The organism is Spirosoma sp. KNUC1025, from assembly GCF_045160025.1.
In the GTDB taxonomy this organism is placed as follows: Bacteria; Bacteroidota; Bacteroidia; order Cytophagales; family Spirosomataceae; genus Spirosoma.
The window spans coordinates 3,893,652-3,915,577 of the sequence record NZ_CP087139.1 but is presented as its reverse complement, the minus strand read 5'-3'; the positions used below and the strand labels follow the sequence as shown (position 1 = coordinate 3,915,577).

The window sequence follows — 21,926 nt, the reverse complement described above, 5'->3', positions numbered from 1 at the left end:
TTGACTGCTGGTACTGATGACCAATGACAGCGAAGCGAAATCACCAATGACTACTGACTAATCTTTAGGTTGATACGCTCTTATAGGCTGCTGGTTGATACCAAATAATAACGTATTGCCAATGGGTAAAACACTGCGAACGTCGCCGACGAGTTGGAAACCGGATTGTTGCTGACGTACTGCCTCAAAATTTCCTTTTCCATCGCCCCGTAACAATACCCCGTAATTGGCATCTGCCCGGCCAAAGCGCAGGCGAACCTGCGACGTATTGCCACAAAGTAACAGATCTTTATGGCCATCCTTGTTGAAATCAAGAGACGTAATGGTGAAAACAGGTGAAATCTGGGCGGCCGTTGGCAAGGGTTTGTCAATGAATTTACCCGAAGTGGAGTTGGCAAAGTACATTGTTTTCAGTTCATTGGCCGTCAGTTTCGACGCGTCGGCTAATTCCTCCTCTTTGAATACGTCGGTCAGCGTAGCGTTGGAATAACTGTCATAATTAATGAACCGATGCCGTAACATACCCACCTGTTCGAGTATCTCATCGCGGGTGGCGTGGGGGTAGCTCTTGCCTTGTACATAAAGGCAAAGAATCGGGTCGATTTTGCCGTTCTTATCGAAGTCCTTGTAAATCAACTCAGCGGGTTCTTTGTCGTTGGCGCGGCACTGTGTATTTAAGCCTTGATTGCCCACGAGCAGATCAGGCCGACCATCGCCGTTCAGGTCATCCACCAGTAATTTGTTCCACCAGCCCCGGTACTCTTTCTCGAAATACGTTTTTGTCTGATCGGTCAGGCTGCCATTTGTCAGACTCAGGACGGTAACCGGCATCCACTCCCCAACGATAACCAATTCCGCTTTTCGGTCGGCATTAAGGTCTACCCAGGCGGCATCGGTTACCATACCTATTCGCGCCAGCATAGGAGCCAACCGGCTTGTCTGGTCTGTGAAATGACCTTTACCGTCATTTACCAGCAGATAGCTTTGGGGTGTTTCCGGGTAACGACCTGGTATAACCCGGCCACCAACAAACAGATCGGGCTTACCATCGCCATTGACATCGTTTACCCGAACGCAACTTTTGCTGCTACGCATGGCAGGTAAGGCATCCGGGCTTTTGGTAAAATTACCTTTCCCGTCATTTAGGTACAGGCGGTCCTGCAAGCGGGCATCATCCGGCTGAAAATCGTTATAACCGCCACTGCAAACGTAAAGATCCGGGAAGCCATCGGCGTTAGCATCAAAGAAAATCGCGTCGGCATCTGTACTGGCTTTGTCCGTATCGAAAGCAGCCTGAGTCCGTTTACTGAACTGATTACCGGTTTGCTGTATAAACAACGTCCCAGCCTGGCCATTTCCGCCACCAGCATACACATCCTCACGGCCATCGCCGTTGACATCCGCCTTTGCCAGACAGGGGCCAACGAACGACTGTGCATTCACCAACAAGGTCTGTCGCTTAAAATCGTTGGTTTTGTTGACTGGATCAGTGAACGAAACAGGCGTTTTAATTTCTTCAAAAAAGGGTTTAGCAGCCATCGGAGCCCGGTACGTTGAGCGGGCGTCTTTTTCCTGAACGGCCAGAAGTTGATCGGCTTTTACGTTGGTGAGTAGCTGTTCTTTGCCGGTTGGCCAAACGATACGTAGCGAATCAATACCCGCTTTTGTACCTAAGCCAAAATGCAGCCGTTGCGACATGCTCGATTGATAGCCACGGGTCGGCATCTGCTCAACGAACTGCTGTTTTCCAGCACTATAAAGTGTAACCTTAGCGCCTACCCCCTGTGTGTTTGGGCCATTACCCACAAGCCGAACCGACAGGTAATGATGCTTGAGTTCTTTGCTGGCTTCGTTTTGAAAAATAAAAGCAGGCTGATTGGTGTTATTCACGATCAGGTCCAGATCGCCATCATTATCCAGATCGGCATAGGCTGCACCCGTACTGTTCGAGGCCTGGGTAAGCCCCCAGGCCGAACCCACATTGGCAAACGTAACCTCACCCGCCGAGTCTCCTCCCCGATTGCGAAACATATAGTTCATGACGTTCGATGAGGGAATTTTATGCACGAGGTCCAGTACGTCCTGCCGACTGAAATTGGTCGGTCGATTCTGCATGTAATCGGTCATGAATTTCAGAAAATCCTGGTTCGTGTAATCACGAACGTAGCCGTTTGTTATGTACAAATCTTTCCAGCCATCGTTGTCGTAATCGGCCAGTAAGGGTGACCAGCTCCAGTCCGTATTGGAAACACCTGACAGCTGACCGGTTTCGGAAAAGAGGGGGATGGAGCTGGGAGAATGGGGCGAGGGGCCGTAACTACCCTGCGCCATGCTCCCAGCTCCACGCGCCGTGCCTTGATTCAATTGCAGCATATTTCGCATGTGCTGATAATAAAACCCTGACTCGATGGCGAGGTTAAACTTTTCGTAGTTGTCAGGAGCCATGAGCAGTTTCTGACGCCGGTTATCTTCCGGCAGCATGTCGAGGGTCAGAATGTCGGGCAGGGCGTCGTTATTCACATCCGCTACGTCGTTTCCCATCGAAAAATGGGATGTATGGCGAACGCTGGTTTGCAATTGATTCGTGAACGTAGGTCCGTTGCCCCGGTCATCGTGATTGTTGAGGTACAGATAGTCGGGGATGGTGTAGTCATTGGAAATATAAAAGTCAGGCCAGCCGTCGTTGTTCAGGTCAGAGATGCCCAGCCCAAGTCCATAACTAAGCACCGAACTGCTCAAACCCGCCCGCTCCGTTACGTCTTCAAACCGATTACCCATATTACGGAGCAAGCGGACGCCAATTTCGGGGTTGCCTTCTTTCATCAACGAAGCCGTAGGGCCGGGGTCGAGTACGGGCAACAAGCGCGGATTGTGGTTCAGCAGAAACAAATCCAGATCACCATCGCGGTCATAATCAAAAAAGGAGCCCTGTGTAGTTTGACCGGGTTTATCGAGCCCCCACTGTACTGTTTGATCGGAGAAATGCGGAACGCCCTGTGCATCGGGGCCATCATTGATAAACAGTTGAGGAACTCGTTTTTGTGGGGGCAGGCTTCCCGAATAACTGACTAGCATATCAAGCCGACCATCGCCATTGACATCGGCCATCGACACACCCGTTCGCCAGGGGCCTTCACGTCCGGCTACTCCCGCCTGAGCCGTTACGTCGATGAACTTCATGTTGCCCTTATTCAGGTATAACTGGTTGGGAACCATGTTGCCGCTGAAGTAAATATCTTCCAGCCCATCACCGTTCAGATCGCCCACCGCAACGCCCCCACCGTTGTAAAAATACTCGTACATCAGTACGTTGGTGTTCAGTCCTTCGGTCAGGTTATTGGCAAACGTAATGCCTGTCTGCTCGGGTGTTAGTGACGTAAAAAGTGCCGGGCCACTATCCGACGTACCCTGCTCGCTGGAGGAGTTTCCCTGACAGTTCACTAAAAGCCAGCCCGTTGCAATCCATGTAAAACAACCAACAAAACGCGAAGACAACTTCATAAAACTACGCACTGATAAAAGAAAATAACGGGGTAATTTACAATAATTCACTGCAGTATTGAAGCAGTTTTTTCAGATCCTCCTCTTTGCTAAAATCCACAGCATTGGCTGTCAGGTAGGCCGATATCTGGTCACGATGTTTAGCAAATGATTTTAGCAGATTTGTCTTGTTGAGTGGATAAGCGCGGTTATTCTGATCAATTAGAAAAAAAGTCCGGCTTTTTACCAGTACCAGATCCCCTTTCTCGGCGAGTTTACGCAGAGATGTACTACCCGACGCATAAAACTGATACGTTGTCACAGCTGACGTACCGGTCGATTGGTCGTAACCCGACAGCTTTTCATTTTTTGCCATTCTGAGTCCATGTTTCACGGCCAGTTTAACGGGCCCGTAATCGGTCAGAATCTCCAGGTAATCTTTCCGCTGGTCGAACCAGAATACGCTTGGACCCATGCTAACCATCCGAACGACGGGCTCGCTGGCTAAACTCAACGTATCGCCATTCGGGTCGATGAAATGAACTTCCCCCAGCAACACATTAAAATTAAGTCTCGCTACGGCTGTAGCTCCGTTTCCATACAAGATCTTCCCCTCCGTAAACTGACCATATCGATAGCGGCTGCTAACCGGAACGGCTTTATCGTTAACAGCGCCCCCTTTTATCCGAATCACATCAGGGGATTGTGCCAGACAGGCCCCCCGTGCAATCAACTCGAAGCAAAGGATAAACAACGGTGCTTTCATGGCAAACGGAATCAAGTGTTATCAAAAAACTAGTGCCAACGCAAATATGCGCTGGCACTAGTTCCCTCACTACGTAAATGATTAACCTAATAACCCGGATTCTGGATTAATTTATTGTTCCGGTTGATTTCATCCCGGCTAATCGGCAGGAAGTAAATTTTATCATTCCACTTCCGATTCTCTTTACCAGTTCCCAGGTCCTGTACGCTATAAGAATAGTTGTAATTGTCTTTGCTATACTTATAGGTTGTCACCGTTTTACCCGGCTTGAGCTTGCCCGAGATCACGATAATCTTTGCCTGCTGGCCCAATACCGTTGGGGCAATCATCCAGCGCCGAACATCGTAGAAGCGCTGATCTTCGAACAGCATTTCAATGTTCCGTTCATTCTGGTAGCGGGCCATCAGTGCAGCACCCGTTTCGGTCATGGCTGGCATACCCGCCCGGAAACGCACCCGGTTGATCCAGGTTTTGGCTTCCTCATCCTGGCCCAAGGCCATACAGGCTTCTGCATAATTCAGCACGACTTCGGTAAACCGAATCTGAATGGATGGCACTTCCTGACGAATGCTCATATCGACCAGCGTTGGATCGGGGTCCATAAACTTACGGATAGCATAGCCTGTCCAGGTACCGTTCCAGTTTTCGATGGTACTGTTACGCGTGTCAAGTCCTGCGTATGGCGTTACCGTGCTTCCACCGGTTCCTGTTTCGTAAAAGCCTGTCTGAATCTGACCGGCCGGGTCGATACCAGCGCCATCGGGCGTACGGGGTTTCCATTGCGCACCATCATACAGAATCGACGTGTAGAAACGAGGATCGCGGTTTTCGTAGGGGGTAGCAGCGTGGGTTGGGTTTTTCCAGTCGAACTTCGTGCCGTCCATCATCTCATAGCTATCAACCAGTTGCTGAGTTGGTTCGCTGGATGTCCAGCCATGATAACCATTCGGCATATTGTTACGTGGATACCATGATCCCCAGTCGTCAAATGAAGCCCGGATGTAGTATTTCAGGAAAATACCATCAGCTTCACCACCATTACGCGACAGCGACAGGTTGAGGTAATTCTGCTGACCTTCGGCGGGTGTAACAGGTGCCGTCAGATTCAGTTTATACCCGTACTGGTTCAGATCCATAACCGCCTTTGCCGCATCTTTAGCTTTCTGCCAGCGTGCTTTCTGATCGCCACTCACGTAACCCAGCAACTCCGGGTTGGTAAACGACGCAATTACGCTCGACTTGGCCTTGGCTGTCGGAATATCATGCAGGTCACTGGCAGCATAAAGCAGCACACGTGCTTTCATGGCCAAAGCCGCTCCCATGGTGGCCCGTCCAGCAGCCAGGGTTTTGCCCTTCAGCAGAATAGCGGCCGAATCCAGATCACTCACGATGGAGTTGACGCACTCTTCGTATGTATTCCGGGGAATCGTAAAATCGCCTTCGTTCAGTGTATATGGCTTTTTAATGAGCGGTACACCTCCGTAGTAACGTAACAACTGGTTATAGTAATAACCCCGCAGGAAATACATTTCGCCTTTCATGCGATCAGCAATGCCACCCGTGTTATCAAACTTCGGTTTGGCCAGATTGGCCAGCGCAATATTGGCAGCCCGAATTCGCTGATACATCTGGCTCCATTCCATCGTGTTCTTGATAGTTCCCAGATTGGAAGGGCTTACGTTGGCTTCGTTGACATCCTGCTTACCGAAGCTATATAGAGCGTTATCGGTCTGACAGTCGAAGCTCATCTGGTCCAGAATACCATCCCGAAGACCATTGTAGACATCCGTCACAAAGGCATCTGCCAGAGCAGCATCCGCCCAGACGGCATCACCAGCCACCTTGTCGAGCGGTTTAGTGTTCAGGAAATCGCTATTGCAACCAACCAGCGCTACGCCCAGAGAAAGGCCGAACGCCAGGCATTTTATCATATAATTCATACTGTTCAGATTAATCGTTTAGAAACTGAGTGACAAACCTGTGTTGATAATACGTGCCTGCGGATAGTACTGTGCACTACTATTTGTTGACTCCGGATCAAACAAACCTTTCATTTGTGGTGCATAGGTAGCCAGGTTCAGGCCATTCACGTAAACACGAAGGTTGCTCAGGCCAATTTTGCCAGCAATCGTAGCAGGCAGCGTATACCCTAGTTCTACGTTCTTCAGGCGCACGTAATCGGTGCTTTTCAGCCAGTAGCTCGTACCGTTCGAGAAATACTGGTTGCTCCGGTCAACGATCCGGGGGTCTGTCGTGCTTGGGTTGTCAACCGTCCACCGGTGATCGTAGCTCCATTTCAGGAAGTTACCAATCGTACCCGACTCCGTTTGCAGGAAGATCTGCCCGCCAGTCGATGCCTGGAACAATACGCTGAAGTCGAAGTTTTTCCACCGAACACTGGCATTCAAACCACCCTGGAAGCGAGGCTGATTGTTTTTATCGGCGCGAACGCGGTCGTTTGCGTCAATTTTACCATTACCGTCGATGTCTTTCAAGCGCATGTCACCCGGACGCAGCGTGCTGGCCCCTACACCGCTATAATCGATTTTATTGGCATCGATTTCAGACTGGGTAGAGAAGATTCCATCGTACTGATAAAGCAGCGTACCGTTAGCCTGATTGGGGTCGTTTACGTTCGTTGGCATTGGTTTGCCTGTCGAGCGCTGCCACTCAGGAGCACCGGGAGTTTCGTCCCAGAACGTAATGGTATTTTTGGCGTAGCCACCGTTTACGCTCACGCTATATTTTACTTCACCCGCCTGACCATTATAACCGACACGGAATTCATATCCTTTGTTGGTTATTTTACCGATGTTCGTAGCAGGCAGCGTAGCGCCCGTTGTCTGGGGAATGGAAGCGCTCTTCCGCCACAAAATGTTCGACCGCTTGTTCTGGAATACGTCGAATTCGAAGAAAATCTTTCCGTTCAGCGCCGACCCTTCCAGGCCAATATCAGCATTGTTGGCTACTTCCCAGGTCAGGGTTGTGTTGGGAACACCGTTTTCGTACAGGGTCTGTGCAACCTGATTACCAATTACATAACCCCAGTTCGAGTTTACTACGTCGCCATACGCATAGGTTGGCAGGTAGTCATATTCACGCAGGGTATTGTTGAAATACACCTGGTCGTTACCCAGCTGACCCCACGATGCCCGCAGTTTGAGTGAGCTGATAGCGGGCAGACCTTTCTTGAAGAAGTTTTCTTCTGAGATACGCCAACCGGCCGTTACACCGGGGAAGAAGCCCCAGCGGCTACTAGCGGGGAACATATACGAACCGTCGTACCGCCACAGGAATTCAGCCAGATACTTCTCTTTGTAGTTATAAGCAGCCCGACCGAAGTAACTCATACGAGCCCGTTCCCAGGCAGCCGTTGTGTTGCTGTTCTTTTCAGCACTACCACCAGCAAACAGTTGGTCGATGGCTGTCGACGCAAAATACTTTCTGTATCCCGAAAATCCGTTCGAGTTCGACTGTTCTTTGGTAATACCTGCCAGAATGGTTATAGCGTGGTTGCCACCGAATACATGGTCGTAGGTCAGAATACCCGAAAGCAGTGAGTTGAACTGGTCATTGGTATACTGGTTCAGTGTTGCCTGATCCGGTCCTTTTTTAACCCGTTGCAGAATAGGCTGCTTGTTCGAATCGTAGGATGTGTAATCCCAGCTATACACGTACCAGGGCGTCTGCCAGGTTTTACCCTGTTGAATGTATTTATCCAGCGCTATGCTACCCGTCAGTTTAAGACCCGGAATCCAGGGGTTGGTGATGTTTACGCTGGCATTACTTTGCAGATAATAGCGCGTGTCTCTGTCATAACCCGTTGCACTTGTTGTAACCAGAACAGGTTGCTGACCATTTTCGATGTCGGGAGCAGGCAATCCATTTGGCCAAAAGGCTGGTTTGTTTGGATACCCCCGCATTAGCATCCGGAAGATAGCACCTGCGCCTACTGTTGGGAAAAAGCGGTTTTCCTGACGACCAACTACGCCCGTTACCAGATTTATGTGCTTGCTGATCTTGGCGTCCAGATTCAGGCGGAAGTCATACTGTTTGTAGCCTGTTGCTGAATTTTTGTAGTAAGCATCCTGATTCTGATAGTTAGCCGAGACCAGATACTTAACGTTTTCGCTTCCACCTACTAATTGCAGTGTATGACGCGACTGGGGCGACCAATCCTTCAGTGCGGCTTTAAACCAATCCGTGTTCGGATATTTCCAGGGATCTGATCCGTCCTGAAACTTCTTGATTTCATCAGGCGTGTAAGCAGCTTTGGCAATACTTCCATCAGGTAGTGTATAGCTACCCGACGTAGCAAACGCATCCGAAGCGGCTTTCCAGTACTGAGGCTTCAAGTTGTAAACGTTGATCTCATTGTTTAGCTGCGCATATTCAGCGGCTGACGCCATTTTCGGAATGACCGTTGGCTGCGACCAACCCTGATTGTAGTTGTAGCTCAGTTCAGGCTTACCCGTTTTTCCCCGCTTGGTGGTTACCAGGATTACACCGTTAGCCGCCCGCGAACCATAGATAGCCGCCGATGCATCTTTCAGGACCGAAATGCTTTCAATATCCGCTGGATTCAACCGGTCAATCCCCCCGGCCCGGGCAGGTACTCCATCAATAACGATAAGCGCATCGTTGTTACCCAGTGTGTTTGATCCACGAATACGAATGGCAGAACCATCATAACCTGGCTCGCCACTTGAATTGGTAGCAATAACACCCGGCATCCGGCCGGCAATGGAGTTGGTTAAGTTGACAGCTGGCGATTTTACCAGGTCAGTACCTTTTACGGTTGCTACGGAACCCGTTACGGTTTCTTTTTTCTGTTCACCATACCCTACAACAACGACTTCATTCAACATTTTGTCGTCTGAAGCCAGAGTGATATTAATCTCGTTACGGTTGTTAACGGGTACTTCCTGCGAGAGGAACCCAATGTAGGAAAACACCAGTGTTGATGTTCGGGACGGTACGTTCAGATTATAGCCACCATCGGCTGCGGAAACGGTACCGGTCGTTGTCCCCTTCACGACAATGCTTACCCCTGGCAAAGCTATACCCTGAGCGTCAAGCACTTTACCCGAAACTTTCGTTTGAGCGTAAGCGCCAAGTGAAGAGAACAGGCCAAGGAGAAACATGAAATAGAACACATTTCGCCGGGACCAATTCGCATCGTTTGGGAAGGTATCCTCTCGTATGTTACGGACCTTCGGATAAGTAAATTGTTTTTGCATAAGCTTGATACGGTTTAGTAAGCGTAACATTCGTATAAAGCCTAATACTCACAGAGATTTACTTAGCTATTTTTATCTACAATTAACTGTTTTTTAACAATATCAATATAAAATTAAACATTTTTCCATTAGTTTAAAGTCTTATTAAACCAACAGAAGTTACTTGTCAGGAGATTCGGCCCCAGTTATTTTCGGTCTGTTTGAGGCTGTCAACGTGGTTTCGGATGGGAGTATGCTGAGGTAGAAGAAGTTCAGGATCTTCCATCAATATGGCTTGTGCCGAGTCGCGGGCAGCGGTAAGAATGGCGGCATCTTTGGCTAGGTCGGCAATCATCAAATCCATCACACCACTTTGCTGGGTACCGGTCAGATCGCCGGGCCCACGGAGTTGCAAGTCAACGTCAGCTATTTCGAATCCGTTGTTGGTACGTACCATCGTTTCAAGCCGGGTACGGGTGTCGCTGCTGAGTTTATATCCGGTCATCATGACGCAGTACGACTGGTCGGCCCCCCTCCCTACCCGTCCCCGCAGTTGGTGCAGCTGCGACAGGCCAAAGCGTTCAGCACTCTCAATAACCATCACACTGGCATTCGGTACGTTCACACCCACTTCAATGACAGTAGTGGCAACAAGTATCTGGGTTTCATTTTTCAGAAACCGCTTCATCTCGTCGTCTTTTTCGTACGGAAGCATTTTTCCATGCAAGATGCCTATCTCATATTTCGGACGGGGGAAAGCCCGCTGCATACTTTCGTAACCGTCCATCAGATCTTTGTAATCCAGTTTTTCGGACTCCTCAATCAATGGATACACGACATACACCTGCCGCCCCAGTTCAATCTGCTGCCGCATAAAGCCAAATACTTCCGAGCGGTGTTTATCGAATTTATGAACGGTTTTAATCGGTTTACGCCCTTTGGGAAGTTCATCAATGACCGATACGTCCAGATTACCGTAAAGTGTCATGGCCAGCGTACGGGGAATTGGCGTAGCGGTCATCACCAGAATATGCGGGGGAACAACCTCGTTTTTACGCCAGAGTTTAGCCCGCTGTGCTACGCCAAACCGGTGCTGTTCATCGATGATACACAGGCCAAGATTTTTATACTGGACTACGTCTTCGAGCAGTGCATGCGTCCCAACCAGAATATGCATTTTGCCCGATTGCAGTTCCTCGTGCAGAACTGTCCGACGTTTTTTGTTAGTCGAGCCGGTCAGGATACCGAGGTTTAACCCCATTGCGTCGGCAAACGGCTTGAGTCCGTTGTAATGCTGGTCAGCCAGGATTTCGGTGGGGGCCATCAGGCAGGCCTGTGCGCCGTTGCCAATTGCCATGAGGCAGGCAATAAACGCAACGATGGTTTTACCACTACCTACGTCGCCCTGCAACAGCCGGTTCATTTGCTTGCCGGTCAGCAAATCGGCATAGATTTCCTTGATAACCCGCTGTTGAGCACCCGTGAGTTCAAACGGCAGGAGTTCATTGTAAAAATGCTTCACCAGTGAGGTATCCCGGAAAATCTGCCCCGGAAACTCTTCTTTCTGAATCAGCTTGTTTTTGATCAACCGTAACTGATTGTAGAACAGCTCTTCAAACTTAAGCCGACGTTGCGCCTGTTTGAGCCACCCTTGATTTTGTGGTAGGTGAATATTCCACATGGCTTCCCGCTTGCCAATCAGCCGGTACTTCTGGATAAGTTCGTCGGGCAGCGTTTCGTGGATATGCGGCCAGGATTGTTCCAGCAACAAACGCATGGCTTTGCCCAGAACCTTACTATCGAGATGGCGTTTACGAAGTTTTTCGGTCAGGTTATAAACCGGGAAAAAACCGGCTTCCTGCTCCTGAGCGGTATTGGCGTTTTCCAGCTCCGGGTGAACAATACTGAACTGCCCATTAAACGACTGCGGTTTCCCATACGCTATATAATCTCCATCCCGACGTAGTGTTTTCTCGATGTACGTAATACCCTGAAACCAGACTAGACTCATTGTACCTGTGCCATCGGTAAACGTAGCGACCAGACGTTTTTTGGGTCCTTCACCTTCCATGTACCACTCGCGAATCCGCCCGCGTACCTGCGCCGACGGCATCGACTCCATCAATTCACTGATCGTATAATAACGGGTCCGGTCGTCGTAGCGAAAGGGATAATACTGAATCAGGTCACCATAGGTAAACAGATTCAGCTCTTTGTTGAGCAATTCTGTCCGCTGCGGGCCCAAGCCTTTCAGGTAAAGAAGCGGTGTATCGAAATAAGTAGTTCGCTCGGTCATAACAGACCCATAAAATCCGGCTTATTGACAGGATTTGACCAAAAATACAAAAAAAGGGCAATTTACTCCTCATTCATCCGCCCAATGCCAAACGCAACACCAGCGTAAATATCTAAACCTCGTGGCCGAATACCATTGGATGTATTCCCGACTAGTCCCAGAAAATTATCCGTACCGAGCCAGGCGGGCCCTACCCGAACCGATGCCCCCGCTGTCAGTCCGTGATTGAGGTACGCAATCGGTAACGCTAAACTCACCCAGCGCGTATCGTAGCGAGGAGTTACGGCAAACATAGTGGGCTGGTGGACGGCAAGCGCCTGTTTCGGCCGGACGTCCTGGAAGTACGTTACGTTTACGCCAAACCCTGCTGGAGTCTGATAGTCGAAAGTAAGGTTGAGTGAGGTCGGCAATCCAGCCCGAAAGCTGGTTTTATCGGGTGTACGCCCGATATTCAGCTTATCCTGAACACTTTGCAGCGCATCGATACTGCCCGTAATTCGAGTAAAATCGCTGCTGGTGAAACGTACCGGGTTTTGGCCAATATCGGCGTAATTATACTGCTGGCCCTTATACGTCAACCCTCCCACATCCGTAAGCGCTACGCCGAGTTGCAAAGCCGGACTATCTGTATCATACTGATTAATATACGTCATGCCAACATCGAAGCCAAAACCGCGACCAGGCGAATCGGTACTAAACAGGGTTCGGGGCGTAATGGATCGATTCTTAAGAAATGTGGTGTATCCCAGAGTAGCATCCAACTGATTCAGTTCCAGAAAGGCATTGTTCAGATTATTGGGGTCGGCCACAATCTGGTAGTTAGCGCCCCGGTTGATAAAATGCTGCGCGTTGTACCCGATCAGCACTTTCGCCGTTACGCCCAACAGCAATTTCTGTCCATCTCCTTCTGAAAGGGTGCCCGCATAGGTAAAAGCCAGCTCAGAATACGTATTGGTATTCAGATTGAACTGATTGTTATCGGTTGGAATGCTGTACAGTGCTTTATCCCCCAGACCTGCTCGTAAGGCAGACAGTAATGATTGTGACGCCCCCAGAACCTGACCTATTCCCCGAAAGCGAGTTGTAATGGCAAAAGCCGAGTAGTCACTCGTTCGAATCAATATAGCAGGGCCACGAATTTCACCCGTTAATGTACCGTTCTTAGGCTTGCCATCCAGATTCTCGCGGGTATAGTCAACATCGAAATGAATCGACCCATCTGGATTTTTATACTGGCCGGGCACATTCCCTGTAACAAACCGCAATAACGAAAAAGGCGCTTGGTAGCGAACGTAATTATTATCAGCATGAATGTTACCTACCGCAGCATTCAGAAAAAAGCGGCTGGGCGAGTCGGCTGCCAGAGCTGGATTGATGTAAAGCCGGTTGGTTCCCCCATACCGACTGGTCGAAATTCCCAGCAGATTCTGGGATAAACTAATGGTTGAAAAAAGTAAAAATCCTCCTAAAGTGAGCCAGTATTTCATGCAGTGAATAGATGAATGGAACAGCGTTCCCCTATACAAACGCAAATCCGCCACTGGGGTTGCCAATGACGGACTTATTTTTAAAAACTAGCAAGGAGCGTAGTGCAGGGTGCAAGGAGAAACTAGTCACTAAAACCATGCTCCTGGCACCCTGCGCCCAGCATTTATACCCCCTCAGCTTCTACCGTTTTTACTTCGGGCACCAAACGGGTCAGTAAGTTCTCAATCCCCGCTTTAAGCGTCAGGGTCGAGGATGGGCAACCGCTGCAGGAGCCTTGCAAAAGCACTTTTACGGTACCGCTTGGTTCATCAAATGAGTAGAAGCTAATAGCCCCTCCATCCGATTCAACCGCCGGGCGAATGTATTGATCCAGCACAGCTTTAATTTTTTGCACCGTTTCCGAATCCATATCCAGCTTGGTGGTATTGGCATCCATTGTCCGTTGTGCGAAAACAGGCTTCTGCTCACCGAAATACTCTTTCAGAAAAAGCTTGACCTCAAACAGTACGTCGTCCCAATCGGTCTCATCGTCTTTGGTTAGCGTAACGAAGTTGCCGGAGATAAACACCCGACGAACGAACTCAAACCCAAAAAGAGCGATGGCCAGTGGCGAGGCTTTCCCTTCGAGAAGGGCATCACCCGGCGTAGCGTAGTCGAAGGAAAGGCCGGAAGGTACAAGTTCGAAGTTGACGACGAACTTCATCGAGTTCGGATTAGGACTTCCTTCGGTAAATATGGAGACAGGACGGCTCAATGCAGCGTTCATAACAAATCGATGGTTTTCGGTTTACACCGGATACAATGACAGGTTAACACCCCAATTATTTTTTTAGTTTTTTGCCATAAAAAAACCCGCCGAATTCTATCAGGCGGGTTCTTCAATAAGTTGTCATGCTTTAAGCTTCTGCTGTAGCAGCTGCCGGTGCTTCAGCAATCGGCGCTGTTTCTACAGCTGACGGCCCAGCTGGAATGATATCTACGTATGACCGGCTATCCCGACCAGGACGGAATTTCACGGTACCATCAACTAAAGCAAACAACGTAAAGTCTTTGCCCAGACCAACGTTTTTGCCAGGATGATGCTTTGTGCCACGCTGACGGACAATAATATTACCGGCAATAGCCGACTGACCGCCGAACAACTTCACGCCAAGGCGTTTGCTTATCGAGTCGCGGCCGTTTTTGGAACTACCTACACCTTTCTTGTGTGCCATTTTTTTAAGCGTTCTAAAGTTATAGGGTTATACAGCGGTAAAGTTTGGATTGAAAATCACTTTATAACTTCACGACTATACAACTTTACAACGGGTTACAGTGTGATGTCTTCGATAAAAACCTTCGTCAAGTACTGACGGTGGCCATTTTTCTTTTTATAACCTTTCCGACGTTTCTTTTTGAAGACGATTACTTTTTCGCCTTTCAAATGTTCGACGATTTTAGCCGATACTGCCGCTCCAGCGACAGTTGGAGCACCGACGGTGATGCTTCCTTCGTTGTCAACAAGGAGAATTTTCACCTTGTCGGAGGCAAGTGCAGCGTCCACATCGCCCTCTAACCGGTGGGTATAGATGGAGCGACCCTTCTGGATCTTGAATTGCTGCCCTGCGATCTCTACGATTGCGTACATGAGTTGTGTATGAAATTGAAAATGAGGGTGCAAAGGTAAGCAAAAAATGATGAATGATGAATGATGAGTGATGAATTATTTTAAATGCCCAAAAACATTATTTGCCCCTAGGAATATCATTCATCATTCATCATTCATCATTCATCATTCATCATTCCCTCTCCCTTTCATAAAATCTCCGGCAGCTGACTTCAGCAAACCTGCAAACGTATTGAGACAGAACAGTACGCCCCGATCTATCAGGGCTTTAGCCTGATCGCCAGACGTAGCCACAGTTCCCACCACAAGGCCCGCTTTCCTAATCTTCTCAACAACACCAGCAATGGCTCGCTTCACTTCATCATGACCGGGACCGTCATAATAGCCCATGGACATGGCTAAGTCCCGTGGCCCGATAACAAAGCCGTCGATGCCCTCAACGGTCAATAAATCATCCAGATTATCAATGGCTTCTCTGGATTCAATCATGGGTAACACAAGCGTTTGTTCGTTCGAAAACGTTACGTATTCACCCTGATTCATGGTGCCCTGCAAATAATCACAAGCTCGTACAAACCCAAAACCACGCATACCAAGCGGTGGGTATTTAACAGCCTGCACGAGCGCTTCCAGTTCCATTACCGTGCCGACACCCGGCAACATAATGCCCATGACACCCACATCTAAATACTGTAGAATCAATTTGGGATCATTACTCCGCACACGCGCCAGGGGCGTAATCCCGCTCACTTCGCAGGCTCGCACAATGTCCTGTACCTGAGCCGTCGTGACGGGACTATGCTCTCCATCAATCATATAAAAGTCAAGTCCCGAAAATCCACAGAGTTCGGCTATGGTTGGATCAGAGCTATTGGCAAGGACGCCCAGTACGGGCAGGTTATTTTTAAGGCGGGTTTTTACAATGTTTTGCTTCATGCTGCGAAGGTAATCAGTTGGCTCGTTGGTTCATTGGTTCAGGTGGTAGATTCAGGTAGATAAGATCATTTATACTACGTATTCTCAAACAGGTTAACAGCCTCTCGAAACGTATTGCAATGCGCTTCAACGATGTCTGTAAGGCGTGGCGAATATCCGCCCCCATGGAGACCGTAATGGGCAAATTGTTTCGAATGGCCTGTTCAAAGACAAAAATATCCCGCTGCCGACACCCTTCCCGACTGACGCTTAGCTTGCCAAGTCGATCCGACGCCAGAATATCCACGCCTGAAATATAAAACAGAAACTGAGGTTGTTCACGCCGAATCAGGCCGGGCAACGAATCGTATAACCGATTCAGGTAAGCTTCATCGGTGGTGCCCGTTGGCAACTCAATATCCAGATCAGACTGCTCTTTTTTTAGCGGGTAATTATCCTTCCCGTGCATACTGAACGTAAACACACGCGGTTCCTGCTGAAACATAACCGCTGTGCCGTTGCCCTGATGAACATCTAAATCCACAATCAGAATTTTCTTCATCTGATTGGTTTGAAGCAGGTAATGAGATGCCACACCAACATCATTGAGCAGACAGAAACCCTCTCCCCGGTCAGGATAGGCATGATGCGTACCTCCTGCTATATTCATGGCAATACCGTCTCGTTGAGCGATTTGCGTACAATCTATCGTTCCCTGAGTGATGATCCACTCACGTTCAATCAGTTCGGGAGTAAGCGGAAAACCGATTCGACGTATCATTTTCGGGTCAACCGTTCCAGTTTTAAGCGAATGAACGTACTGCTCCGTGTGAACACCCAATACCCAGCGATCATCAGCGGGTGTGGGGGCGAAAAAATTGGCATCGGTACATGTTCCTTCGTAGAGTAGCTGCTCATGAATCAGCTCATATTTGAGCATTGGAAACCGGTGACCTTCGGGCAACCGTAGCCGATACACCGGCGAAAACGCAATCTGAAGCATGAAGTCAATTTCTGGTTTTTGATTGCTGATTCAGAGGTGAATTGAAGCGCCAATCAGCCTCCTAAAACCCGCAATCATCAATGCCATTAGGCTGTCCCGTTGGATAAAGTTACACCCTCGTTAACCCATCTTTCTTTAATTGTGTTACCAATGCGTGTACTTTGGTCGTTGTTTGGGTTCCTCCCGTTCAATTTCGATCCAACTAGTATGAAAACAGCTATTATTACCGGAGGTGGCCAGGGCATTGGTCGCGTTGTTACCCAATATTTACTCACGCATGGTTATCGGGTAGCCATCTGGGAAGCCGATACAGAAGCCTTGGCCGAGCTTCGGGAAGCCTTCAAAGCCTCGTCCGCTCAGATTCTTTTTGTTTCCTGCGACGTATCGAGTGAAACCAATATCCGGAAGGCGGCCGAACAAACAGCTTCTCATTTTGGGCAGATTGATGCGCTGATCAATAACGCAGCCATCATGATTGAAAAACCGCTTGACAAACTTACCCTCGACGAATGGAACCGCGTAATCGGTACGAACCTGACGGGCGCTTTTCTATGTGCTAAACATACTGTTCCGTATCTGGCCGCTCAAAAAGGGTGCATCATCAATGTAGGGTCGACTCGGGCCATTCAGTCGGAACCCGATACGTTTGCTTACTCAGCCAGCAAGGGCGGTATTATTGCGTTAACCCACTCGCTGGCGATTAGTCTGGGCCCCGATATTCGGGTAAACGCCATCAGCCCCGGCTGGATCGACGTATCGGCGCTGAAGAAAAAGGCAAAAGCCAAAAGTGACGATCTTCGCCCTGAAGATCACGCGCAGCACCCGGCCGGTCGCGTAGGCCAGGCTGATGATATTGCCCGCATGATTCTTTTTTGATAGCCCCAGAAAACAATTTCATTACCGGACAAAATTTTATCGTAGACGGTGGCATGACCCGCAAAATGATTTATGTGTAGGCAGTCGAACATCAATCTGGCCTCGTTCGTTTAATAGAAGCAAATAATAACCGCAGTTTATCTGCACAAAACGATCCGTAACCAGTCACGTTTATTCTAAACTTTTATGGAAAATGTAAATCAGGACGCCATGCTCAATGAGCAGTCACAGACTTTCCGGCCCGACACGGATGGCCCCGCTCAAACGCCCGACGAGAGCATTATGCTCAATGAAGATTACAACCCAACGGACCTGGTAGGTAACGTTGACAGTGGACCGGACGGCATCGGAATTCCATCAGGCAGTCCCTCTATGGAACCCGATCAAACCCATTATGGCAATGGCGATACGTTAGGTAATAATGATGGAACAGAGCCTGACCCGGAGTTGACCGACGAATAATGGCTGGATGAATGCTAAGCATGCATACACAAACCATTACGCCATAAATCTAAAAATCAGCGTACTACGTAACTATTACAAATAGTATTAATTAAACGCAATTTTGGACAATATGCCTAAAAATAGCCAAAGCAGGGCCATTCAAAGCGCTTGTCGTGCCTAATGCAGGAACGTACCTATTAACTTAAAAGTTAGTGGGTACGCTCAGTTAATAGTTGCTTTATACTAGTTGGTACTAGTATATTTACGATCCGTTCGGATTTAATTCTGCGCTTTATAGGAGGTAATGTTCCAATTGAACGTAAGTCATCGACATGCAAACTAAAAAGCAACCGTTCTTACTCGCCCCCTGGCTACTGCTGTTTAGTATCCTTGGCCTTCTTCTTTGGCTTCTAAATTTTATTTTTTCGCTACTGCCGTAATTACAGAAATAACTGTTCGACAATACGTCCCCTGTGCAGCCATCTATTTCCTGACTTTTAGCCGGTAGCCGCCTATTATTAAGAGTTCTTTTTTTCAATACTTGATTCGGCTGATTAATAGGGACTCGCCCGAGTCATCCATGTGGAACTGATCCATTTTTTCTTGAAAATATTCGTCAATGGCCTTTCCACATCCTTCCCAATCGTAGTAATCATCAAGAATTATACTTCCGCCAACAACTAGCCTGGGTGTAATACGTTCGAGGCAGATTTTTACGGGCTCATACCAGTCAACATCAATATGCGCAAAGACCACGGGCTCATTTATTTCCAGCGTATCCTGTACAAGGCCCTTTATCAAGAATACGTGGTTGTGTTCCTGGGTGATGCCAAATTTTTTAAGATTTGACTTCACTTTCTCATACAGATTTTTTTCGTAGCCATAGTACGTATCGCCACCAAGTCCTTTCGCATTTCCCTCTGTGATTATTTCATAGCGCTTATGTATTTCTTCGCCATCCTCCTGGGTTGGCGCAGGGATCGTCTGGAAAACATCATACACCTTCATGGGTCGCTTCGGGTCTTTAACCGATGAAATCAATATAGTTGATCCACCGAGCGCACATCCCGCTTCAATAAATAAACCCGCCAGTTTTTTGTCCTCTATTTGACGGACAACATCAAGAATCCGAACCATCTTGCTGTCCGATAAATAGGTCAGGAAGTTCTGGCGAAGCTTTACGATCAGCTTTCGATCTTCCACATCCAGGGCAGCCAATGGTTCGCTCGTGTAAGGAAGCAACTTCATTGTGAGTCTTTTAAGAAAGCTTTTTAATGAAGTCATCGCGCGTATTGTTTAACCAGGTTGCAGGCAAATCTATAGGTCAGACACGTAAATGCCGTTACAGACTTGACAGGAGAACGCCAAGATTTTAAGATAATTCGTATTTACTCGGTAAATGATGATGCCTATCCGCGTTTTGTGCCAATGAGTTTGCGGGTGATAAACAATAAAATGGCCCCTATACATAAACCAATAGCACCCCCTAGTGCCCCCCAACCAATATCTTCCCATTGAAAATAACGTTCGGGTATAAACAACTGCCCTGTTTCAGCCAGAATCACTATGCCCACCAGCATTAACCATGAATTTACCCAATGTTTATAAAATGGCCAGCGGCTGGGAAGTATACTCATTAGTATGCCTAAAAACACAAACGGAACGGCAGTTCTAAGTTCCCAGTTAGGTTTAGCGTCCGCCCAACGGCCAATCCAGGCAGGTATAAACCGAATATGTTTCATGCTTGGGTCAGGCTCCCAACTAAGGTACAAAACTAAACCGACACCGATTATCAAGGCAATGTATATCCAACGCATAGTGCCCAAAAGTAAGTAACGACCATTAAAACGCCACACTGTATGACTAAACACTGAGTTAGTGAATTCCAAAACCCAGATTGATTAAAATACTAAAGTGACTGTTTGTCCAACTATCTCGGTCGTTTAAGGTGATGCGGTTTATAGTGTTTCTCCTAATCCCGTTCGAGCCAGTTTTTGTCTGGCTGAACCTCAAACTGCCATTATAAGCCTTCTTACCGCTTATTAGTAGCAACAAAAAAGCCTATAAACTTTTGGTTTACAGGCTTTTACGTAGTGGAGACGGAGGGATTTGAACCCTCGTCCAGTCAAGGAACTCGTCGTGCTTTCTACATGCTTAGGTACGCTTGGGATTGTCGGGAATCAGTCCGGTGTGTACCATACCAAACCTCATCCGTAGGTGCTTGTGTCTTACTCAGCCGTTAACACCATAAACTGAGCCAGCGCTGCGAGTCGATGCCTCCTGATCCAGCCAGCAGCACGTAGGCCGGGGAGACAATGGCTATTGCTTAATCCTCCGGATTAGGCAGCCATGGCGTAGTTATACTCGCCAGTTATTGTTTTGACGATTTGTTCGGGTCGGGAAATTCCGTCAACTCCCGGCATGCTTACACGCGACCTCTGCAAGCTGTCAATTCCGGTCGTCCCCAGATTGACACCCCAGGCGGGGCGTGTACAAGCTTAACTCAGGCGTGATGCATTTGGTTCGTCTTAGTGTTATAATTCATTTTTTTCACAAAATCGTAATAACATTATTAACCATTCTGTAGTTTTGTGTTAGTGCGACAATCTCTATCGATTGGCATGGCTTAAGCAATGACTATCACCCCCTTTGAAACGCACCTCTATCAGCATCTGGTCCCGTTTTTTACGGATCATGATTATAAACTGCTTAGTGAGAAAAAGCAGTTTCGCCGAACGACAACCGCTGGTTTTCAGAACATCATCCTATCGTCGGTTTTTTATCCCGACGATACAATGGTCGACGTAAATTTTGGCTGCCGGAATGAACAGGTTGAGCAGATTGCCCAGCAATTTCTGAATAACCAACCCGACCTTCGCTCTGACGCCAACACGCTGATTGTGTCGATGGGCCGGTTTAGCGGAGCAAAATACTTTCGGTATAAAATTCATTCCGAGGAAGAGTTACCCGAAATCTGTGAGCAGATTGCGCAGTTTTTCGATAAACAGGGGTTCGACTTTCTGACTACGGCCTCTACGTTATCTACCCTGGATCAGTTGTTAAACGAATCACCTGGTGAGCCTTGTCAGTACGTGTACAATCAGACGCATCGCTGCTACAAAGGGCTAATTGCTGCCCAGCTGAATCATAATCCCCATTTCGATGGCCTGATTGACCGTTACCGGCATTTGCTCATTCACCAGACGCAGAACCCATACGAACAGGTTTATTTTGAACGGCTGATCGTTTATTTGCAACACTATTATTCCGCGAATTAAGTTTTCGGCCAGTGACTTACTCATTGTATACTAGCGTTTTATTACGCTGATATTGCCACTTCCTTCGATATAGCAGGTTTTCACGTCCGTTACGTCGTCAACGCCCTGCTCCCGAAGCATACCCATTAATTCGGAGGATGTAATTAATTCCTTTTTCATATTTTGCCGTAGCATCACTCCGTTTTTAATCAGCAAGACGGGTTCGGGTTCGCCTATTTTGCTGAAAAAGACCGACCGAAAACCCAGCCAGTTGATCGCATAATCCCAAAACACCAGTACGCCCACCAGCAGGCAACCTTCAGTAATCGTATGGTACTCACCCGCCATGGCGTTTTGCGATGCGTCGGAAATCAGGGTAATCAACAGCAGATCCGCAATGCCAAGTTGTCCGGCTCCGCGCCTGAAGAACCGGATGTACAGAAAGCAAAACCAGTATGTCAGCGAGCCCCGGATCACGATTTCCAGCAATGACAGGCCTGGCACAAACATTTTTTCCCAATCAATTTCAATCAGCAATACAGCTTTCATGTAGTGTATGGTTAAGTGTGCCAATAA

Annotated in this window: 15 protein-coding genes, 1 other RNA gene and 2 pseudogenes; 3 read left to right on the top strand and 15 right to left on the bottom strand. The window is 48.2% G+C overall.

The genetic code is table 11. The annotated features are described in order from the left end of the window. Window positions 1–57: 57 nt before the first annotated feature. The 11 genes and pseudogenes from LN737_RS17005 to LN737_RS16955 form a co-directional block, all read right to left on the bottom strand. Window positions 58–3,501 (bottom strand): VCBS repeat-containing protein, encoded by a 3,444-nt coding sequence (locus tag LN737_RS17005; RefSeq protein WP_405510989.1) that lies wholly within the window; start codon window positions 3,499–3,501, stop codon window positions 58–60. A 37-nt stretch (window positions 3,502–3,538) separates the two neighbouring features. After that, window positions 3,539–4,246 (bottom strand): hypothetical protein, encoded by a 708-nt coding sequence (locus LN737_RS17000; protein ID WP_405510988.1) that lies wholly within the window; start codon window positions 4,244–4,246, stop codon window positions 3,539–3,541. A gap of 86 nt (window positions 4,247–4,332) precedes the next feature. Then, window positions 4,333–6,186 (bottom strand): RagB/SusD family nutrient uptake outer membrane protein, encoded by a 1,854-nt coding sequence (locus LN737_RS16995; protein WP_405510987.1) that lies wholly within the window; start codon window positions 6,184–6,186, stop codon window positions 4,333–4,335. Between the two features lie 18 nt (window positions 6,187–6,204). Continuing rightward, a complete protein-coding gene (locus tag LN737_RS16990; protein ID WP_405510986.1) occupies window positions 6,205–9,486 on the bottom strand; it encodes a TonB-dependent receptor in 3,282 nt (1,093 codons plus the stop codon). 166 nt (window positions 9,487–9,652) lie between these two features. Further along, the gene (gene recG / locus LN737_RS16985) at window positions 9,653–11,761 is read right to left on the bottom strand and encodes an ATP-dependent DNA helicase RecG (protein WP_405510985.1); all 2,109 of its coding nucleotides are present in this window, start codon (window positions 11,759–11,761) and stop codon (window positions 9,653–9,655) included. Between the two features lie 62 nt (window positions 11,762–11,823). After that, window positions 11,824–13,248: a DUF5723 family protein gene (locus LN737_RS16980; protein WP_405510983.1), complete on the bottom strand. Its 1,425-nt coding sequence runs from the start codon at window positions 13,246–13,248 to the stop codon at window positions 11,824–11,826. A gap of 164 nt (window positions 13,249–13,412) precedes the next feature. Next, window positions 13,413–14,015 carry a NifU family protein gene (locus LN737_RS16975; protein ID WP_405510982.1) on the bottom strand — a complete coding sequence of 201 codons (603 nt, stop codon included), beginning with the start codon at window positions 14,013–14,015 and terminating at the stop codon, window positions 13,413–13,415. A gap of 130 nt (window positions 14,016–14,145) precedes the next feature. After that, window positions 14,146–14,463, bottom strand: coding sequence for a 50S ribosomal protein L27 (gene rpmA, locus LN737_RS16970; RefSeq protein WP_405510981.1), 318 nt, complete (start codon window positions 14,461–14,463; stop codon window positions 14,146–14,148). A gap of 95 nt (window positions 14,464–14,558) precedes the next feature. After that, the gene (rplU, locus tag LN737_RS16965) at window positions 14,559–14,876 is read right to left on the bottom strand and encodes a 50S ribosomal protein L21 (RefSeq protein ID WP_405510980.1); all 318 of its coding nucleotides are present in this window, start codon (window positions 14,874–14,876) and stop codon (window positions 14,559–14,561) included. 144 nt (window positions 14,877–15,020) lie between these two features. Beyond that, window positions 15,021–15,791: an HpcH/HpaI aldolase/citrate lyase family protein gene (locus tag LN737_RS16960; protein WP_405510978.1), complete on the bottom strand. Its 771-nt coding sequence runs from the start codon at window positions 15,789–15,791 to the stop codon at window positions 15,021–15,023. Between the two features lie 74 nt (window positions 15,792–15,865). Next, a pseudogene (locus tag LN737_RS16955) lies at window positions 15,866–16,773 on the bottom strand (histone deacetylase). Between the two features lie 207 nt (window positions 16,774–16,980). Here LN737_RS16955 and LN737_RS16950 point away from each other — a divergent pair. Together LN737_RS16950 and LN737_RS16945 are read left to right on the top strand one after the other, a co-directional pair. After that, window positions 16,981–17,729 (top strand): annotated as a pseudogene (locus LN737_RS16950) (SDR family oxidoreductase). Between the two features lie 106 nt (window positions 17,730–17,835). After that, window positions 17,836–18,111: a hypothetical protein gene (locus LN737_RS16945; RefSeq protein WP_405510977.1), complete on the top strand. Its 276-nt coding sequence runs from the start codon at window positions 17,836–17,838 to the stop codon at window positions 18,109–18,111. Window positions 18,112–18,627: 516 nt separating this feature from the next. Here the strand turns inward: LN737_RS16945 and LN737_RS16940 are convergent. From LN737_RS16940 to ssrA, 3 genes are all read right to left on the bottom strand, one after another. Next, window positions 18,628–19,341 carry a TylF/MycF/NovP-related O-methyltransferase gene (locus LN737_RS16940; RefSeq protein WP_405510976.1) on the bottom strand — a complete coding sequence of 238 codons (714 nt, stop codon included), beginning with the start codon at window positions 19,339–19,341 and terminating at the stop codon, window positions 18,628–18,630. A gap of 161 nt (window positions 19,342–19,502) precedes the next feature. After that, window positions 19,503–19,982 carry a VanZ family protein gene (locus tag LN737_RS16935; protein ID WP_405510975.1) on the bottom strand — a complete coding sequence of 160 codons (480 nt, stop codon included), beginning with the start codon at window positions 19,980–19,982 and terminating at the stop codon, window positions 19,503–19,505. Between the two features lie 202 nt (window positions 19,983–20,184). Continuing rightward, window positions 20,185–20,559: a transfer-messenger RNA gene (gene ssrA, locus LN737_RS16930) on the bottom strand. A gap of 167 nt (window positions 20,560–20,726) precedes the next feature. Between ssrA and LN737_RS16925 the strand changes: the two genes are divergently transcribed. After that, window positions 20,727–21,371, top strand: coding sequence for a hypothetical protein (locus LN737_RS16925; RefSeq protein ID WP_405510974.1), 645 nt, complete (start codon window positions 20,727–20,729; stop codon window positions 21,369–21,371). Window positions 21,372–21,401: 30 nt separating this feature from the next. On the opposite strand, the gene LN737_RS16920 is transcribed toward LN737_RS16925, so the two are convergent. Then, on the bottom strand, window positions 21,402–21,899 hold the full coding sequence (locus LN737_RS16920; RefSeq protein WP_405510973.1) for a DUF421 domain-containing protein: 498 nt from the start codon (window positions 21,897–21,899) through the stop codon (window positions 21,402–21,404). Window positions 21,900–21,926 lie beyond the last annotated feature (27 nt).

Bases quoted from the DNA above. Each gene is read 5' to 3' on its own strand.
- LN737_RS16990 (WP_405510986.1), bottom strand. From the start codon at position 9,486: ATGCAAAAACAATTTACTTATCCGAAGGTCCGTAACATACGAGAGGAT.
- LN737_RS16975 (WP_405510982.1), bottom strand. From the start codon at position 14,015: ATGAACGCTGCATTGAGCCGTCCTGTCTCCATATTTACCGAAGGAAGT.
- LN737_RS17005 (WP_405510989.1), bottom strand. From the start codon at position 3,501: ATGAAGTTGTCTTCGCGTTTTGTTGGTTGTTTTACATGGATTGCAACG.
- recG (WP_405510985.1), bottom strand. From the start codon at position 11,761: ATGACCGAGCGAACTACTTATTTCGATACACCGCTTCTTTACCTGAAA.
- LN737_RS16925 (WP_405510974.1), top strand. From the start codon at position 20,727: ATGACTATCACCCCCTTTGAAACGCACCTCTATCAGCATCTGGTCCCG.
- LN737_RS16945 (WP_405510977.1), top strand. From the start codon at position 17,836: ATGGAAAATGTAAATCAGGACGCCATGCTCAATGAGCAGTCACAGACT.
- LN737_RS16960 (WP_405510978.1), bottom strand. From the start codon at position 15,791: ATGAAGCAAAACATTGTAAAAACCCGCCTTAAAAATAACCTGCCCGTA.
- LN737_RS17000 (WP_405510988.1), bottom strand. From the start codon at position 4,246: ATGAAAGCACCGTTGTTTATCCTTTGCTTCGAGTTGATTGCACGGGGG.
- rplU (WP_405510980.1), bottom strand. From the start codon at position 14,876: ATGTACGCAATCGTAGAGATCGCAGGGCAGCAATTCAAGATCCAGAAG.
- LN737_RS16920 (WP_405510973.1), bottom strand. From the start codon at position 21,899: ATGAAAGCTGTATTGCTGATTGAAATTGATTGGGAAAAAATGTTTGTG.
- LN737_RS16995 (WP_405510987.1), bottom strand. From the start codon at position 6,186: ATGAATTATATGATAAAATGCCTGGCGTTCGGCCTTTCTCTGGGCGTA.
- LN737_RS16980 (WP_405510983.1), bottom strand. From the start codon at position 13,248: ATGAAATACTGGCTCACTTTAGGAGGATTTTTACTTTTTTCAACCATT.
- rpmA (WP_405510981.1), bottom strand. From the start codon at position 14,463: ATGGCACACAAGAAAGGTGTAGGTAGTTCCAAAAACGGCCGCGACTCG.
- LN737_RS16940 (WP_405510976.1), bottom strand. From the start codon at position 19,341: ATGAAGTTGCTTCCTTACACGAGCGAACCATTGGCTGCCCTGGATGTG.